This window comes from Variovorax paradoxus (assembly GCA_016806145.1).
Lineage (GTDB): Bacteria > Pseudomonadota > Gammaproteobacteria > Burkholderiales > Burkholderiaceae_C > Variovorax.
Genome location: CP063166.1, coordinates 6,186,992 through 6,202,705 on the forward strand (window position 1 = coordinate 6,186,992; position 15,714 = coordinate 6,202,705).

General features: G+C 70.4%; 16 protein-coding genes. 5 read left to right on the plus strand and 11 right to left on the minus strand.

Annotated elements, in window-relative coordinates; translation table 11 throughout:
- Window positions 1-46: 46 nt before the first annotated feature.
- The 4 genes from INQ48_28910 (at window position 47) to INQ48_28925 (ending at window position 3,444) form a co-directional block, all read left to right on the plus strand.
- Window positions 47-967, plus strand: coding sequence for a branched-chain amino acid ABC transporter permease (locus tag INQ48_28910; GenBank protein ID QRF57266.1), 921 nt, complete (start codon window positions 47-49; stop codon window positions 965-967).
- Window positions 964-1,914 (plus strand): branched-chain amino acid ABC transporter permease, encoded by a 951-nt coding sequence (locus tag INQ48_28915; GenBank protein ID QRF57267.1) that lies wholly within the window; start codon window positions 964-966, stop codon window positions 1,912-1,914. The genes INQ48_28910 and INQ48_28915 overlap by 4 nt, the downstream gene beginning before the upstream one ends.
- Window positions 1,911-2,666, plus strand: a complete 756-nt coding sequence (locus INQ48_28920) for an ABC transporter ATP-binding protein (protein ID QRF57268.1) — start codon at window positions 1,911-1,913, stop codon at window positions 2,664-2,666. The genes INQ48_28915 and INQ48_28920 overlap by 4 nt, the downstream gene beginning before the upstream one ends.
- Before the next feature lie 61 nt (window positions 2,667-2,727).
- A complete protein-coding gene (locus INQ48_28925; GenBank protein ID QRF57269.1) occupies window positions 2,728-3,444 on the plus strand; it encodes an ABC transporter ATP-binding protein in 717 nt (238 codons plus the stop codon).
- Between the two features lie 7 nt (window positions 3,445-3,451).
- Here the strand turns inward: INQ48_28925 and INQ48_28930 are convergent, their stop codons facing one another.
- Together INQ48_28930 and INQ48_28935 are read right to left on the minus strand one after the other, a co-directional pair.
- Window positions 3,452-4,063 (minus strand): class I SAM-dependent methyltransferase, encoded by a 612-nt coding sequence (locus INQ48_28930; GenBank protein ID QRF57270.1) that lies wholly within the window; start codon window positions 4,061-4,063, stop codon window positions 3,452-3,454.
- 83 nt (window positions 4,064-4,146) lie between these two features.
- A complete protein-coding gene (locus INQ48_28935) occupies window positions 4,147-5,364 on the minus strand; it encodes a multidrug effflux MFS transporter (protein QRF57271.1) in 1,218 nt (405 codons plus the stop codon).
- Window positions 5,365-5,439: 75 nt separating this feature from the next.
- Between INQ48_28935 and INQ48_28940 the strand changes: the two genes are divergently transcribed.
- The gene (locus tag INQ48_28940) at window positions 5,440-6,390 is read left to right on the plus strand and encodes an AraC family transcriptional regulator (protein ID QRF57272.1); all 951 of its coding nucleotides are present in this window, start codon (window positions 5,440-5,442) and stop codon (window positions 6,388-6,390) included.
- Between the two features lie 6 nt (window positions 6,391-6,396).
- On the opposite strand, the gene INQ48_28945 is transcribed toward INQ48_28940, so the two are convergent.
- From INQ48_28945 to INQ48_28985, 9 genes are all read right to left on the minus strand, one after another.
- Window positions 6,397-7,854, minus strand: a complete 1,458-nt coding sequence (locus INQ48_28945; GenBank protein QRF57273.1) for a SulP family inorganic anion transporter — start codon at window positions 7,852-7,854, stop codon at window positions 6,397-6,399.
- A gap of 319 nt (window positions 7,855-8,173) precedes the next feature.
- On the minus strand, window positions 8,174-8,884 hold the full coding sequence (locus INQ48_28950; protein ID QRF57274.1) for an SDR family oxidoreductase: 711 nt from the start codon (window positions 8,882-8,884) through the stop codon (window positions 8,174-8,176).
- A gap of 339 nt (window positions 8,885-9,223) precedes the next feature.
- Window positions 9,224-9,832, minus strand: a complete 609-nt coding sequence (locus INQ48_28955; protein ID QRF57275.1) for a glutathione S-transferase — start codon at window positions 9,830-9,832, stop codon at window positions 9,224-9,226.
- A gap of 22 nt (window positions 9,833-9,854) precedes the next feature.
- On the minus strand, window positions 9,855-11,570 hold the full coding sequence (locus INQ48_28960; protein ID QRF57276.1) for an FAD-dependent oxidoreductase: 1,716 nt from the start codon (window positions 11,568-11,570) through the stop codon (window positions 9,855-9,857).
- Window positions 11,570-12,313 (minus strand): SDR family oxidoreductase, encoded by a 744-nt coding sequence (locus INQ48_28965; protein ID QRF57277.1) that lies wholly within the window; start codon window positions 12,311-12,313, stop codon window positions 11,570-11,572. Before INQ48_28965 ends, INQ48_28960 begins: the two co-directional genes overlap by 1 nt.
- A 161-nt stretch (window positions 12,314-12,474) precedes the next feature.
- A complete protein-coding gene (locus INQ48_28970; protein ID QRF57278.1) occupies window positions 12,475-13,224 on the minus strand; it encodes an SDR family oxidoreductase in 750 nt (249 codons plus the stop codon).
- A gap of 28 nt (window positions 13,225-13,252) precedes the next feature.
- Entirely contained in the window at window positions 13,253-13,972 is a 720-nt protein-coding gene (locus INQ48_28975) for an ABC transporter ATP-binding protein (protein QRF57279.1), read from the minus strand.
- On the minus strand, window positions 13,965-14,750 hold the full coding sequence (locus tag INQ48_28980; GenBank protein QRF57280.1) for an ABC transporter ATP-binding protein: 786 nt from the start codon (window positions 14,748-14,750) through the stop codon (window positions 13,965-13,967). The genes INQ48_28975 and INQ48_28980 overlap by 8 nt, the downstream gene beginning before the upstream one ends.
- Window positions 14,747-15,712, minus strand: coding sequence for a branched-chain amino acid ABC transporter permease (locus INQ48_28985; GenBank protein QRF57281.1), 966 nt, complete (start codon window positions 15,710-15,712; stop codon window positions 14,747-14,749). The genes INQ48_28980 and INQ48_28985 overlap by 4 nt, the downstream gene beginning before the upstream one ends.
- Window positions 15,713-15,714: the final 2 nt, after the last annotated feature.

Genomic DNA, 15,714 nt, shown 5'->3' on the forward strand with positions numbered 1-15,714 from the left:
CCTTCGCGCCCTTCGCGTATGGCTGCCCGCATTCCACTCTCATCCAATGACCCCCATCCTCGTTCTCGAGCAGCTGCTCAACGGCCTCGGCTACGGCCTGATGCTGTTCCTGCTGGCCGCGGGCCTCACGCTGGTGTTCGGCATCATGGACGTGCTGAACCTCGCGCACGGTTCGCTGTTCATGGCCGGCGCCTATGTCGCGGCCGAGGCGCACACGCGCACCGGCTCGTTCGCCGCGGCGATCCTTATCGCGGTGGCGGTCACCGTGGTGGTGGCGCTGCTGCTCGAGGTGCTGCTGATGCGCCGCCTCTACACGCGCGACCACCTCGCGCAGGTGCTCGCGACCTTCGGCGTGATCCTGGTGGCCGACGACCTGGTCAAGATGATCTGGGGCCCGTCGCCGGTGATGGCGCCGACGCCCGCCGCGCTCTCGGGCCCGGTCGAGCTGATGGACGGCCTGCCCTATCCCTCGTACCGGCTGGTGATCCTGGTCGGCGGCATGCTGGTCGCGCTGGCGCTCTACCTGCTGGTGAACCACACGCGCATCGGCATGCGGGTGCGCGCGGGCGCTTCCGACCGGCCGATGGCCGAACTGATGGGCGTGCGCGTGGGCCGCATCTTCAACGGCGTGTTCCTGCTCGGCGCGGCACTCGCCGCGCTGGCCGGCGCGCTGATGGGCCCGATCGTCGCGGTGCAGGTCGGCATGGGCGAACAGATCCTGATCCCGGCGCTGGTGGTGCTGGTGATCGGCGGCATCGGCTCGGTGCGCGGCGCCTTCGTGGCCGCGCTGCTGGTGGGCATCGTCGACACCATCGGCCGCGCCTTCGTGCCCATGCTGCTGCGCGCCACGCTGCCGCCGGCCACCGCGGCCGACCTCGGTCCGCTGGTGGCCGAAGTCGCGATGTACGCGCTGATGGTGGCGGTCCTTCTCTTCAGGCCATCGGGCCTCTTCTCGGCACGCGCATGAAAACCCGTCACATCGGCCTCGGGCTGCTCCTGCTGCTGCTCGCGGCCTTTCCCCTGATCGCACCGCTGTTCGGCTTCGAGTTCTACATCGGCTTCGTGCGCCGCGTGCTGATCGTCGCGCTGGCCGCGGCCAGCCTCAACTTCATCCTCGGCTTCGGCGGCATGGTCGCGCTCGGCCATGCGGGCTTCATCGGCGTGGGTGCCTACACGGTGGTGGCGCTCAGCGACGCCGGCACGACCTCGGCCTGGGTGCTGTGGCCCGCGGCCGTGGTGGCGGCCGGCCTGGCCGCCGCGCTGATCGGCACGGTGGCGCTGCGCACGCGCGGCGTCTACTTCATCATGACCACGCTGGCCTTCGCGCAGATGCTGTATTTCGTCGCGGTCTCGCTGCGCAAGTACGGCGGCGACGACGGCTACACGCTGATGAGCCGCCCCACCCTGCTGCCGGGCCTCGACCTCGGCAACGAGAGCAACTTCTACTGGGTGGTGCTGGCACTGGTGGCGCTCGCGCTGTGGTGGCTGCAGCGCGCCACGCAGTCGCGCTTCGGCCATGCGCTGATGGGCATCCGCGACAACGAGACGCGCATGCGCGCGCTCGGCTACCCGGTGTTCCGGCTGCAGCTCGCGGCCTTCGCCATCGCGGGCGCCATCGCCGGGCTGGCGGGCGCGCTGCTCGCGGGCGGCAACGGCTTCGTGAGCCCGGCCACCATGCACTGGACGCAGTCGGCCACGCTGCTGGTGATGGTGGTGATCGGCGGCCTCGGCCGCAGCTGGGGCGGACCGGTCGGCGCCGCCGTGTGGCTGCTGCTCGAGGAAGCGCTCAAGCAGCACACCGAACACTGGCACATGCCGCTGGGCCTGCTGCTGATCGCCGTCGCCCTGTGGGCGCCCAAGGGACTGGCCGCGCTGTCGCGCCGCCGCGCACCGCTCGCGAAGGCCACGCCATGAGCCTGTTCAGGATCGAAGGACTGGTCAAGCGCTTCGGCGGCCTGCTGGCGACCGACCATGTGAGCCTCACGGTGGAGCGCGGCGAAGTGCATGCGCTGATCGGCCCCAACGGCGCGGGCAAGACCACGCTGGTGAACCTCATCACCGGCCTGCTCAAGGCCGATGCGGGCCGCATCCTGCTCGACGAGAAGGACATCACCGGCTTCAAGGACCACCAGCGCGTGGCCGCGGGCATGTCGCGCTGCTTCCAGGTCACGCGGGTGTTCGCGAAGGACACGGTGCACGACAACCTGATGCTGGCCGCGCAGGCGCATGCGGGCAGCAGCCTGCGCTTCCTCGCGCCGCGTTCGCGCGAGAAGGACCTGGCCGACCGCGCCGCCGCGCTGGCCGAGCGCGTGGGCCTGGCGCGCGAACGCGACCGCATCGCCGGCACGCTGCCGCACGGCGCGCAGCGCGCGCTCGACGTGGCGCTGGCGCTCGCGGCCGAACCCAAGCTGCTGCTGCTCGACGAGCCGATGGCCGGCATGGGCCCCGACGAATCGGCGCGCATGGTGGACCTGATCGAGTCGCTGCGCGCCTCGATGGCGATCCTGCTGATCGAGCACGACATGGACGCCGTGTTCCGCCTCGCCAGCCGGCTCACGGTGCTGGTGCAGGGCCGCGTGCTGATGAGCGGCACGGCCGACGAGGTGCGCGGGCATCCCGACGTGCAGGCGGTCTACCTGGGCACCGAAGCGGAAGGTCACGCATGAGCGCCGCGCCGGGCCGCCCCAAGCAAGCTCGCACCGCAGTGCGAAGCACGAAGGTACTTCAATGAGTTCGACGACATTGCTGGAAGCCAGCGCCATTGAAGCGGGCTACGGCGCCAGCCAGGTGCTGTTCGGCATCGACCTGCGCATCGGCGCGGGCGAGGTGCTCGCGCTGCTGGGCCGCAACGGCATGGGCAAGAGCACCCTGCTCAAGGTCATCACCGGCATGCTCGCGCCGATGCGCGGCGAGCTGCGCTTCGGCGGCGCGGCCATCGGTGGTCACAAGCCCGACGCCATCGCGCGCCGCGGCGTGGCTATCGTGCCCGAGGGCCGGCACGTGTTCCCCAATCTCAGCGTCGACGAGCACCTGCGCGCCTTCGCGCGCCCGCGCCCCGGCAGCGCGCCGCGCTGGACCGTCGAGGCGCTCTACGGCCTGTTTCCGCGCCTCGCGGAGCGCAAGGCCAACGCGGGCAACCAGCTCTCGGGCGGCGAACAGCAGATGCTGGCGATCGCGCGCGCGCTGTCCACGCATCCGCGCCTGTTGATCCTCGACGAGGCCACCGAAGGCCTGGCGCCCGTGATCCGCGAGGAGATCTGGCACTGCATCGCCACGCTCAAGTCCGAGGGCGAGGCGATCCTGGTGGTCGACAAGTACGTGCAGCGCCTGCTGCCGCTGGCCGACCGGCACGTGATCCTCGAGCGCGGGCGCGTGGTGTGGCAGGGCGACTCGGCCGCGCTCGATGCCGACCGCTCGCTGTGGACGCGCTACCTGGGCGTGTAGGCGGCGTTCATCTGGGCGGACGGCAGGCCAGGAAGCTGGCCCAGCGCACGTCCTCGCGGCCGATCCACTGCCGCTCCCAAACCAGTCGCAGCCCGGCCGCCGCGAGCTGCGCGGCGAACCGGTCCCGGTCCCAGTACACGGTCTGGTAGTCGCCGTTGGTCTCGCCCTCGCCGATGCGCATGCCCGCGAGGAAGACGCCACCGGGCGCGAGCGCGTCGAACACCTTGCGCAGCACCGGCGCGATCTGCGCGCGATCGACATGGATCAGCACGGCCATCGCGAGGATGGCGTCGAAGGGCCCGCCCAGCGGGTCGGTGACGACATTGAGCAGCGCGCCCTGCTTGCCGCGCTCGGCCTGCAGGTCGAGAAAGGCCTGCGTCGCATCGGTGCGCCTGACGCTCATGCCCAGCGATTCGACGAAGTCGGCGTCGCGCCCCGTGCCCGAGCCGACCTCGAGCACGCTGCCGCCCGCGGGCATGCACGCCACCATGCGGCGCAGCGCGTCCTCGATCTCGGGCGGCGGATGGTCCGCCACGATCGCGTCGTAGTCGCGCGCGGACGCCTCGTAGGACTGGAGGGTTCGCTGCATGCTGTCGAGCACCGGGGCGGGAATGTCCATCAAAGCCTTTGCAATCCATCGAATCTCCGACGGAACGCACAAAGGCTAGGCCCAAGGCAGCGCCTTGCTCACGGGGCAATCACTTAGAACCCCTGCATGACACCAGGCACGCGCTGCACCGGCCGCAGGGTGCGCAAGGCCAGCGCCAGCACCACCGCGGCGCACGCCGCGATGCCCGCCACCATCGGCAGCGGCGTGCCGTCTGCAAACGGCGCGACCAGCGCCACCATCACCGCGCCACCCGCGAAGTTCATCGTGCCGATCAGCGCCGAGGCCGTGCCCGCGAGCGCGGCATGTCCTTCCATCGCGAGCACGAAGGCCGCGGGCACGATCAGGCCGTTGAGGCCGAAGCCGATCATCAGCAGCGCCACCAGCACGGAGAGCCGGTCCATGCCCGCGAGCGTGAGCACCAGCAGCAGCCCGACGGTGGCGGCCTGCGCGATCACCGCGGTGCGCAGCACGCGCCGGATGCCGAAGCGCGCGACCAGCCGGCCATTGGCCTGCGACAGCGCGAGCAGCGACACCGCATTGAGCGCGAACAGCACCGCGTACATGCGCGGCGAGACGCCGAAGTGCGTGCTCATCACGAAGGGCGAGTTGGCCACGTAGACGAAGAAGCTCGAGACGGTGAACGAGGCCATGAAGGCCAGCGCCATGAAATGGCGGTCGCGCAGCAGCACGCCGTAGCCGGCCATGGCGCTGCGGAAGTTGCTCGACAGCCGCGCGGCCGCGGGCCGGGTCTCGGGCAGCAGGGCCAGCAGCATCGCGAGGCCCGCGAGCCCGACGGCGGCGACGGCGACGAACACGGCGCGCCAGCCCAGGCTCTCGGCGACGAGGCTGCCGGCCAGCGGCGCGAGGATCGGCGACACGCTGTAGACCATGAGAAGCAGCGACATCATCCGCGCGGCCTCGGGTCCGGTGTACAGGTCGCGCACCACGGCGCGCGGCGTGACCATGCAGGCGCAGGCGCCGAGCCCCTGCACGAAGCGCAACGCGACCAGCACGCCCACGCTGGGCGCGAAGGCGCAGCCGATGCTGGCGAGCATGAACAGCACGAGGCCCGCGACCATCGGCCGGCGGCGGCCGAACATGTCCGACAGCGGGCCCGCGACGAGCTGGCCGGCGCCGACCGCGATGAAGAAGGCCATCAGGCTGGCCTGCATCGCATGCGGATCGGCGCCCAGCGCGCGTCCGATGGCGGGCAGCGCGGGCAGGTACATGTCGATGGCGAAGGGGCCGATGGTGGTGAGCAGGCCCAGCACGACGGCGTGACGGAAAACTGGAGCGTTCGAGGAGGACATGCCCCGATGGTCGCGCGTCGGGCTGAATGATTGAATAATCATCAGCACGCATTTCCTATTCATTCGTACAGAATCATGGATCCCTTGTCCGATGTGCTCGCCATGCTCACGGTGAGCAGCACGCTCTCGTCGCGCTTCGAGGCGCGCGGCCGCTGGGCCTTCCGCTACGGGCACTACGCCTCGCACATCAAGCTGGGCTGCGTGCTCGAGGGGCGCTTCCGCATCCAGGTCGACGGCGCGGCCGCGCCGGTGATGCTGGAGGCCGGCGACTTCTTCCTGCTGACCAACGGTCTGCCCTTCTCGGCCGCGAGCGATCCGCCCGGGCCGCTGCAGGACGGCACGCGCCTGAGCCGCGAGCAGCGCGGCCCCGACGGGGTGCTGCGCCACGACGGCCTGGACGCGAGCGACGCGACGCGCGTGGTGCTCGCGAGCGGACGCTTCGCGCTCTCGGGCGAGGCCGGCGAACTGCTGCTGCGCCACCTGCCGCCGCTGATCCACCTGCGCGCGAGCGATCCGGGCGCGCGGCCGCTCGAGGGGCTGCTCGACCTGATGGGCTGGGAAACGGCCGAGCTGCGCCCGGGCTCGACGCTGGCGCGCACCAACCTCGCGGCGCTGGTGCTGGTGCAGGCGCTGCGCGTGCACCTCGCGAACGCGCCGCAACCCGAGGGCTGGCTCGGCGCGATGACCGATGCGCGCATCGGCACCGCGCTGTCGCGCATGCATGCCGACATCGCACAGCCCTGGACCGTGGAGCGGCTGGCGCACACGGCCAGCATGTCGCGCACGGCCTTCGCGCTGCGCTTCAAGGTGCTGACGGGCTCGACGCCGCTCGACTATCTCGGCGGCTGGCGCATGACGGTGGCGCGCCATGCGCTGCGGCACGGCGACGAGGGCATCGCGCGCATCGCCGAGCGCGTGGGCTACCAGTCGGAGACGGCCTTCAGCGCGGCCTTCCGGCGCGAGGTGGGCGAGAGCCCGGGGCGCTTTCGCAGCCAGGTGCGCGCCGAGGCGGCCACCGAGGCCTGAGCCGCTTCACTCGGGCGCCGCGTCGAGGCGCAGCACGAGGTCTCGGCTGGCCTGGTTCATGCCGCTCACGTCGACCGCGCTGCCGTGCTTGCGCAGCCGCTCGACCACCTTGCGCAGCGCCGCCACGGCGGTCACGTCCCAGAAGTGGGCCTGCGAGACGTCGATGCGCACCGGCGCGCCGTCGATCTCGCGCACGTCGAAGGCATCGACCAGCATGTCGGCCGAGGCGAAGAAGACCTGCCCGCTCACGGCGAAGCGCCAGCCGCCCTCTTCGTCCTGCCGCGCCTGCACCCGCAGCAGCCGCGCCACCTTGAAGGTGAAGAAGACGCCGCTGAGCAGCACGCCGATGCCCACGCCCGCGGCCAGGTTGTCGGTGGCGATGGTGACGGCCACGGTGGCGAGCATCACGACGCTCGACAGGCGCGGATGGCGCACCAGCGTGCGCAGCGAACCCCAGTCGAAGGTCGAGGCCGAGACCATCACCATGATCGCGACCAGCGCCGCCACCGGCACCTGCGACACCCAGGGCTTGAGCAGCACCATGAGGATCAGCAGGAAGGCCCCGGCGAACAGGGTCGAGAGCCGGCCGCGGCCGCCGTAGCGCACGTTGCTCACGGTCTGGCCGATCATTCCGCAGCCCGCGATGCCGCCGAAGCAGCTGGCGGCCACGTTCGCGAGGCCGAGGCCGCCACACTCGCGGTTCTTCGAGCTCGGGGTGTCGGTGAGCTCGTCGACCACGCTCGCGGTCATCATCGATTCGAGCAGGCCGACCATCGCGATGGCGAAGGCGGGCAAGGCGATGATGCGCAAGGTCTCGAGGTTCAGCGGCACGGCGGGCAGCGCGAACGCGGGCAAGGCATCGGGCAGTTGGCCGAGGTCGGCCACGGTCTTGAGCGGCAGGCCCAGCCACTGGCCCGCGAGCGTGACCACCACGATGCACACCAGCGGCGACGGCACCGCGGTGGTGAGGCGCGGCAGCAGGTAGATGACCGCGAGCCCGAGGCCGACCATCGCCCAGGTGGCGGCATTGGCGCCGATGAAGTGCGGCATCTGCGCCGCGAAGATCAGGATCGCGAGGGCGTTGACGAAGCCGGTGCGCACCGACGACGACACGAAGCGCATCAGCACGCCCAGGCGCAGCAGCCCGAAGACGATCTGCATCGCGCCCGCGAGCAGGCCGGCCGCGAGCAGATAGGCCAGGCCGTGCGCATGCACCAGCGGCGCGGCCACCAGCGCCACCGACCCGGCCGCGGCCGAAACCATGGCGGGGCGTCCGCCAGTGAAGGCGATGACGATGCCGATGACGAAGGAGGCGAACAGACCCACCGCTGGATCGACGCCGGCGACGAAGGAAAAGGCGATGACCTCGGGAATGAGCGCGAAGGTGGCGACGGCGCCGGCCATCAGTTCGCGCGGAATGCTCGGGCACCACTCGGTGCGCAGGCGGCTGTAGCGGGAAGACATGGAGAAAACGGAAAGCAGCCCGCGTGCCGGCAAGGCATCGCGGGACGTTGGAAGGCATCGCGCCGGCTGGCGGCGCAAGGGAGAAAGCGGCGGGCGCTGCCGCCGCGCTTCGTTCAATGCGCCGGGCTCAAGGGGGAGTCAGCCGCGAGCAGCCCGATTGCCGGGACTGGCTGTCGCGCGCGATGCGAGCGAGCACATAGCAGGAGGCGCGCCGGCGTAAGTGCCGGCTGAAGAGAAGGACGTCCGCGCGAAGCTTGTTGGGGTGGCGGGACGTCCTCGGGCACATGGGCGCCGATTGTAGGCAGCGCCCATGACGGCCTCAGACGGAGCGCGTGATGCCCCCGTCGACGCGCAGGTTCTGGCCGGTGATGTAGCCCGCGCCGTCGGAAGCGAGAAAGCCGATGGTGGCGGCGATCTCGTCGCTGCGTCCGTAGCGGCCCATGGGGATGCGTTCGCGGAACACTTCCTTCTCGGGCAGGCTGTCGATGAATCCGGGCAGCACGTTGTTCATGCGCACGTTGTGCTCCGCATACTGATCGGCGAAGAGCTTGGTGAAGGCGGCGAGGCCGGCACGGAACACGCCCGACGTCGGAAACACGGGATCGGGCTCGAAGGCGGCGAAGGTCGAGATGTTGATGATGGCGCCGCCACCCTGCTTGACCATGTGCGGCGTGACGAGGCGGCTGGGCCGCACGGCGCTCAGCAGGTAGACGTCCATGCCGCGGTGCCAGTCGTCGTCGGTGATTTCCAGAACGGGCGCGCGCGGGCCGTGGCCGGCGCTGTTGACGAGCACGTCGATGCGGCCCCACTCGGCGATGACGCGGTCGACGAGTTGCTTGAGGTCGTCGTTCGACTGGTTGGAGCCGGTCACGCCGATGCCGCCCAGTTCCTTCGCCAGGGCCTCGCCCTTGCCCGAGGACGAGAGGATGGCGACACGGAAACCGTCCTGCGCGAGCTTGCGGGCCGCGGCGGCGCCCATGCCGCTGCCGCCTGCGGTGACGATGGCTACCTTTTTTTGCTCAGAAGACATCCGGGGTCCTTGGTTTCTTGTGGAGGGTCGCATTTAGCCAAGGAATCGTCGGTCTTGCCAGATTGGGCGTTTTTGTTCGGGGCGCGTGCACAGGACAGCGGGTACTTCCCTCCGCGAATGTCCCCCGCCTTCGGCTCCTCCTTTATTTCGCTGCGGAAAGCACCCACTGCCCTGTGCACGGAGACGCAACGGTGGTGCCGGTCGCACAACGACCGTCGCGTCCAGGCTCACGTCGATGGGGTGCTCCCCGCAGCGAAATTAAGGAGGAGGCCGAAGGCCGGGGGACATTCGCGGAGGGGAGTACCCCGTCGGCGTGAGCCCGCCCCCACCCGAAAAAACTCAAGCCGTAGGCAACGTAGCCTGCATCGAAGCCCGCCGATTGAACGCCTCGAACCACTCAGCACTGCGAGGCGCCTGAGCACGCCAATCCACATCCGGAAACCGGAAGTCCATGTACCCGAGCGCACAGCCGAAAGCGATGGTCCCGATGTCCACACGTTCGCCGAATCCGGCCGCTTCCTTCTCGAGCCATTCGAGCCCGGTGCGCACCTTGGCGAGCTGGCCGTCGGTCCAGTCGGCCCAGCGGAATTCCTGTGGACGCAGCACGCTCTCGTAGCGCGCGAGCAGCGCCGCGGCGGTCATGCCGTCGGCCAGCGAGAGTTCGGTGAGACGGGCCCAGCGCTCCTTGCCCGAGGCGGGGAACAGCGTGCCGCCCTGCTGGTCGTCGAGGTACTCGCAGATCACGCGGCTGTCGAACAGGGCCTGGCCGTCGTCGGTGAGGAAGGTCGGCACCTGGCCCAGCGGGTTGGTCGGCAGGATGGTCGCGTCGCGCTTCACCGGGCCGGCCGCGCTCGGCAGGCGCTCGATGCGCTCGGCGATGCCGAGCTCGTGCGCGACGACCATGCATTTGCGCACGAAGGGGGAAGCGGGGGAATAGAAGATCTTCATGATGGGTGTGAAGTGTGTGGTGTCAGGCGTGTTCGTCGTGGCCATGGGCCAGGTGCATGCCGGCAGCCCAGCCGAAGGTCAGGGCCGGTCCCAGCGTGATGCCGGGCGCAGGATACTCGCCTCCCATCACCGAATGCATGTCGTTGCCGGCCACATACAGGCCCGCGATCGGCGAGCCGCGCGCATCGAGCACGCGCGCATGGCCATCGGCGCGCACGCCCAGCGCCGTGCCGATGTCGCCGGGGTAGACCTTGACCGCGTAGAACGGCGCCTTCGCGACCGGTGCCACGCAGGCATTGGGCTGGTGCTCGGGGTCGCCGAGGTAGCGGTTGTAGGCCGTGCTGCCCTTGCCGAAGGCCGGGTCCTCGCCGCGAGTGGCCGGTGGGTTGAAGGCGGCCACGGTGCGTGCGAGGCCGTCGGGGTCGACATCGGCCTGGCGTGCCAGCGCCTCGAGCGTATCGGCGCGGTACAGGTAGCCGGCGCGCACCAGGTGCTCGCGCGAGCGCCCGCCCGGCAGCGCGAGGCCCAGGCCCCACTTCTCCATGAAGTCGCTGTCGCACACCAGCAGCGCCGGAACGCTCGTGCCGGCCTCGTTGGCCTGGTACATGCCGCGCACGAACTCGTGGTACGAGGTCGACTCGTTGACGAAGCGCTCGCCGCGCGCATCGACCGCGATCAGCCCGGGCTTGGCGCGGTCCCACACCAGGTGCGGATAGCGCAGCATGCTGCCGTCGGGGCGCTTCATCATCGACACCGGTGCCCACAGCGCCGGGCCCAAATGGCCGGTGCCGAGCACGCCGCCGGCCTGCCGCGCCATCGCGATGCCCTCGCCGACATTGCCCTGCGGCGACATCGAGTAGGGCCCGGTCGGCGCGGGATAGTGCTCGGCGCGCATCTGCGCATTCCACGGAAAGCCGCCGGTCGCGACCACCACGCCGCGCCGTGCCTGCAGCACGATCTCGCGTCCGTCGCGCTTCACGCGCACGCCGGTCACCGCACCGCCCGCATCCTGCTCGAGCGCCAGCGCGGGCGTCTCGAGCCAGAACGGAATCTTCTCCTTCAGCAGCCCGTGGAACAGCCGCCCCGCGAGCGCATTGCCCAGCAGCAGCCGCGTGCCGCGGTGGTGGCCGCTCAAGCGGTCGGCGAAGTAGCGCAGCACCAGCTTCATGCCGTGCTTCCACGACGCGAACGAGCGCGTGACCGCGAGCAGATGCTTCACGTCGGTCATGTTGACCATCATCCCGCCGAGCACGCAGAACTCGGGCAGCGGATCGCGCAGGGTGCGGAAGTGCGGGCCGAGCAGCCGGCCGTCGAACTCGATCGGATCGAGCGAGCGGCCGCCCATCGCGGCGCCCTCGCGGTCGGGGTGGTAGTCGGGCGAGTAGGTGCGCGCGGCGAGCTGCACGTCGGTGCGCTCGCGCAGGTAGCGCAGCGCGCGCGGCCCGGCCTCGAGGAAGGCATGGCGCAGCGCCTCGTCGCCGGCCGCGCCCACCGTGTTGCGCAGGTAGGTCAGCGCTTTCTCGCGCGTATCGGGATGGCCCGCAGCCTCGGCCTGGTCGTTGAGCGGCACCCACACCGCGCCGCCCGAGATCGCGGTCGAGCCGCCGATGCGGTCGGTCTTCTCGATCACCAGCACGTCGAGGCCCTCGAGCTTCGCCGTGAGCGCGGCCGCGAGCCCGCCCGCGCCGCTGCCGATCACGACCACGTCGTAGCCGGTCTTCTCCTGGGGCTGCGCCATCACGCCCCCGAGCCGCCGAGCGACTTGCCGCCGTCGACGAACAGCACCTGGCCCGTGACGAAGCCGGTGGCCGGCGAGGCGAAGAAGGCCACGGCCTGCGCGATGTCCTCGGGCCGGCCGGCCGCGCCCGTGGGCTGCAGCGCGAGCTGCGCGGCGCGGCGCTCGGGCGTGAGCGCGCGCAGCAGCGGCGTGTCGATCAGGCCCGGCGCGATCGCGTTGACCAGGATGCCGCGCGGCGCGAGCTCCATCGCGCTGGCGCGCGTGTAGCCCACCAGCGCGGCCTTCGAGGCCACGTAGTGCGGATGGTTCTTCGCGCCCAGGTAGGCGCGCGAGGCGATGTTGACGATGCGCGCGCCGTCGGCCATCTTGCGTGCGGCCTCCTGCGTGAGCGTGGCCACCGCCAGCAGGTTCACCTCGTACATGCGGCGGAAGTCGGCCGAGCTCACGTCCATGAAGGCGCGCTCGTCGAAGATGCCGGCGTTGTTCACCAGCGCGGCGAGCGGCGGCAGCGACTGCACCATCGCGCGCACCGCGGCCTCGTCGGTCAGGTCGATGGCGCGATAGTCGACATCGAGGCCGGCGGCGCGCAGCACCTGGGTCTCGCGCTCGGCCAGCGCGCCGTTGTAGTCGGCCATCACCACGCGCCAGCCATCGCGCGCCAGGCGCTCGACGATGGCGCGGCCCATGCCGCTGGCGCCGCCGGTCACCAGGACCAGCGGCTTGTCTTCACTGCTGTCGTTCATCGTTGTTCCTTGATAAGTTCAGGAAGCCAACAGCCGGACGCAGAGGACGCGAAGGTTCCGCAAAGAACGCGAAAAAGATTCAAGAGACATCTTCTTGAATTTCCCTTTTGCGACCTTCGCGGAACCTTCGCGTCCTCTGCGTACGGCTGTCCGCGTTCGCGTCATGCCGCCAGATAGCCCCCATCGACCGGCAGCACCACCCCATTGACGTAGCTGGCCATCGCCGAGGCGAGGAAGACCACCGGCCCGGCGATCTCGTCGGCCTCGCCGTGGCGCTTGGTGAGCACGCGGCTCATGTACCAGTCGGTGCCGTGCTCGGTCTCGCGCTGGCCGGCCGTCATGTCGGTCACCATGAGCCCGGGCGCCACCGCGTTCACGCGCACGCCCCAGGGCGCGAGATCGCGCGCCAGCACCTGCGTGAGCGAACGCACGCCGCCCTTGGCCACCACGTAGCCGGCCGAGGAGATGCCCGCGCCGAAGGCCACGATCGACGACAGGTTGACGATGCTGCCGTGCGTGCGCTTGAGCGCGGGCACGAAGGCCTGCGTGACGTTGAACACGCCCTGCAGGTTGACCGACAGCACGCGGTCCCAGGCCTCGCGCGCGCCGGGCTCGTCGAACTTCGAGCGCGCCGAGATGCCGGCGTTGTTCACCAGCACGTCGATGTCGCCGTGCGCCGCGGCGATGCGCGCGGCGAGCGCGTCGACCGCTGCCGCGTCGCTGACGTCGACGCTGTCGGCATCGGCGCGCCCACCCGCGGCGCGGATCGAGGCCGCCACCCGTTGCGCGGGCTCGAGGTCGCGGTCGACCACCAGCACGTGCGCGCCTTCGGCCGCCATGCGGCGCGCGATGGCCTCGCCGAGGCCGCGCGCGGCGCCCGTGACGAGCGAGAGCTTGTCCTTCAGAAGCATGGGAATTCCTTTGCGAAAGCGGCGTCGTTCAGACGCCGAGGTAGGCGCGGCGCACGGCCTCGTCGTTGGCCAGCTGCGCGGCCGGGCCGTGCAGCGAGATCTCGCCGTTCTCGAGGATGTAGCCGTAGCTCGACACCGCGAGCGCGAGCTGCACGTTCTGCTCGACCAGCAGGATGGTGATCTTCTGTTCGCGGTGCAGCCGTTCGATGATCTCGAACATCTGCTCCACCAGCAGCGGCGACAGGCCCATCGAAGGCTCGTCGAACAGCATCACGCGCGGGCGCGCCATCACGGCGCGGCCGATCGCGAGCATCTGCTGCTCGCCGCCCGACAGCGTGGCCGCCATCTGGCCCTGGCGCTCCTTCAGGCGCGGGAACATCGCATACACGGCCTCGAGGTCGTTGCGGATGCCCGCGCGGTCACGCCGCAGGTAGGCGCCGAGGTCGAGGTTCTCGCGCACGCTCATGTCGCGGAACACCTGCCGGCCCTCGGGCACCTGCACGATGCCGCGCTTGACCAGCGCGTCGGAGCCCAGCCGGTCGATGCGCTCGCCGGCCAGCCGCACCTCGCCCTCGGTGCAGTCGACGATGTTCGAGATGCAGTTGAGCGTGGTGGTCTTGCCCGCGCCGTTGCTGCCGAGCAGCGCGACGATCTCGCCCTCGGGCACGTCGACCGAGACATGGCTCAGCGCCTGGATGCGGCCGTAGGCGGCCGAGATGGCGCGCAACGACAACAGCGATTCAGCCATGCGCGGCCCCATTTGCACTTCCCTTGCCCAGATAGGCCTCGATCACGCGCGCGTCGCTGCCGATCTGCGCGGGCGTGCCCTCGGCGATCTTCTCGCCGAAGGCCATGACGGTGATGCGGTCCGAGATCGACATCACGAGCTGCATCACGTGCTCGACCAGCAGCACCGTGATGCCGTCGCGCGCCACCAGCTCCTTGAGCAGCCGGTCCAGGCTCTCGATCTCGCGGTTGCGCAGGCCGGCCGCGGGCTCGTCGAGCAGCAGCAGCTTCGGCTTGATGGCCAGCGCGCGCGCCAGCTCGAGCAGCTTCTGGCGGCCGAAGTCGAGGTCGCGCGCCGGCTGGTGGCGTTCGTCGGCCAGGCCCACGCGCTCGAGCAGGTGCAGCGCGAAGTCCTCGGTCTCGCGGTCGGGGCGGCGCAGCAGCCGGCCCAGCGTGCCGGTGCCGCGCGCATGGGTGCCGAGCAGCACGTTCTCGAGCACCGAGAGTTCGGCGAACAGCTCGAGGTTCTGGAAGGTGCGCGCGATGCCCAGCGAGGCCATGCGGAAGGGCGACACGCGCGTGAGCTCGCGGCCCTCGAAGACGACGCTGCCGCTGCTGGGCGTGTAGAAGCGCGAGATGCAGTTGAAGGTGGTCGACTTGCCGGCGCCGTTGGGCCCGATCAGCGCATGGATGCGGCCCTGCTCGACCTGGAACGACAGGCCGTTGACCGCCTTGAGGCCGCCGAACACCACGCTGATGTCGCGCACGTCGAGGAAGGCGGTGGCATTGGTCGTGCTCATCGCGCGCCTCCCGCCGGGGCCGCGCGGCGCGTGGCCTTGCGTGCCGCGAACAGCGAGGCCATGCCCTTGGGCAGGAACATCATGAACAGCATCAGGATGCCGCCGTAGATGATCTCCTGGTAGGACGGTGCCTGGCGCAGCAGCTCCGAGGCCAGGCCGAACACGATGGCGCCCGCCACCGCGCCGCGCACCGAGCCCAGCCCGCCGACCACCACCATGGTGAGGATCAGGATCGTGGTCTGGAAGCCCAGGCTCTCGGGATGGATGAAGGAGGTGAACAGCGTGTACATGCCACCGGCCACGCCCGCGAAGGCCGCCGACAGCACGAAGGCCGTGACCTTGACCGCGCGCGTGTTCACGCCCATCGCGATCGCCGCCACGTCGCTCTCGCGCACCGCACGGAACGACGAGCCCAGCCGCGAGCGCGACAGCGCCACCGTGAGCCACAGCATCAGCGCCGCGATCGCGACCACGAAGGGATAGGCCTGCAGGTCGTTCATCAGCCGCAGGCCGCCGAGCGCGGCCGGCTTCATCTGCAGGCCGTTCGAACCATTGGTCACCTGTTCCCAGTTGAGGAACACCCATTGCATCGCCTCGCCGAAGGCGAAGGTGGCGAGCGCCAGGTAGATGTCGCGCATGCGCAGCGCCAGCAGGCCGATGACCCAGCCCAGCGCGGCCGCGAGCAGCGCGCCCGCGAGGATCGACACCACGAACGGCGGCTGCCACTGGTTGTTGATGAGCCCGGCCGTGTAGATGCCGATGCCGAAGAAGGCCGCGTGCGAGAGCGCGAACTGGCCGGTCTCGCCGATCACCAGGTGCATGCCGAGCGCGAGCACGCTGAACACCATCAGCAGGTTGACCACGTAGAGCACGTAGCCGCTGGCCGCGAAGGGCAGCACCGCGAGCACCGCCGCCATGGCGATCAGCACGCCGCGGTCCCACCAGGGAGAAGTGGTCTGCATGC

What these genes read in the sequence shown, in the direction of transcription:
- INQ48_28925 (QRF57269.1), top strand. Translation starts at nt 2,728, where the DNA reads ATGAGTTCGACGACATTGCTGGAAGCCAGCGCCATTGAAGCGGGCTAC.
- INQ48_28980 (QRF57280.1), bottom strand. Translation starts at nt 14,750, where the DNA reads ATGAGCACGACCAATGCCACCGCCTTCCTCGACGTGCGCGACATCAGC.
- INQ48_28940 (QRF57272.1), top strand. Translation starts at nt 5,440, where the DNA reads ATGGATCCCTTGTCCGATGTGCTCGCCATGCTCACGGTGAGCAGCACG.
- INQ48_28970 (QRF57278.1), bottom strand. Translation starts at nt 13,224, where the DNA reads ATGCTTCTGAAGGACAAGCTCTCGCTCGTCACGGGCGCCGCGCGCGGC.
- INQ48_28985 (QRF57281.1), bottom strand. Translation starts at nt 15,712, where the DNA reads ATGCAGACCACTTCTCCCTGGTGGGACCGCGGCGTGCTGATCGCCATG.
- INQ48_28965 (QRF57277.1), bottom strand. Translation starts at nt 12,313, where the DNA reads ATGAACGACAGCAGTGAAGACAAGCCGCTGGTCCTGGTGACCGGCGGC.
- INQ48_28955 (QRF57275.1), bottom strand. Translation starts at nt 9,832, where the DNA reads ATGAAGATCTTCTATTCCCCCGCTTCCCCCTTCGTGCGCAAATGCATG.
- INQ48_28960 (QRF57276.1), bottom strand. Translation starts at nt 11,570, where the DNA reads ATGGCGCAGCCCCAGGAGAAGACCGGCTACGACGTGGTCGTGATCGGC.
- INQ48_28950 (QRF57274.1), bottom strand. Translation starts at nt 8,884, where the DNA reads ATGTCTTCTGAGCAAAAAAAGGTAGCCATCGTCACCGCAGGCGGCAGC.
- INQ48_28915 (QRF57267.1), top strand. Translation starts at nt 964, where the DNA reads ATGAAAACCCGTCACATCGGCCTCGGGCTGCTCCTGCTGCTGCTCGCG.
- INQ48_28920 (QRF57268.1), top strand. Translation starts at nt 1,911, where the DNA reads ATGAGCCTGTTCAGGATCGAAGGACTGGTCAAGCGCTTCGGCGGCCTG.
- INQ48_28910 (QRF57266.1), top strand. Translation starts at nt 47, where the DNA reads ATGACCCCCATCCTCGTTCTCGAGCAGCTGCTCAACGGCCTCGGCTAC.
- INQ48_28945 (QRF57273.1), bottom strand. Translation starts at nt 7,854, where the DNA reads ATGTCTTCCCGCTACAGCCGCCTGCGCACCGAGTGGTGCCCGAGCATT.
- INQ48_28935 (QRF57271.1), bottom strand. Translation starts at nt 5,364, where the DNA reads ATGTCCTCCTCGAACGCTCCAGTTTTCCGTCACGCCGTCGTGCTGGGC.
- INQ48_28930 (QRF57270.1), bottom strand. Translation starts at nt 4,063, where the DNA reads ATGGACATTCCCGCCCCGGTGCTCGACAGCATGCAGCGAACCCTCCAG.
- INQ48_28975 (QRF57279.1), bottom strand. Translation starts at nt 13,972, where the DNA reads ATGGCTGAATCGCTGTTGTCGTTGCGCGCCATCTCGGCCGCCTACGGC.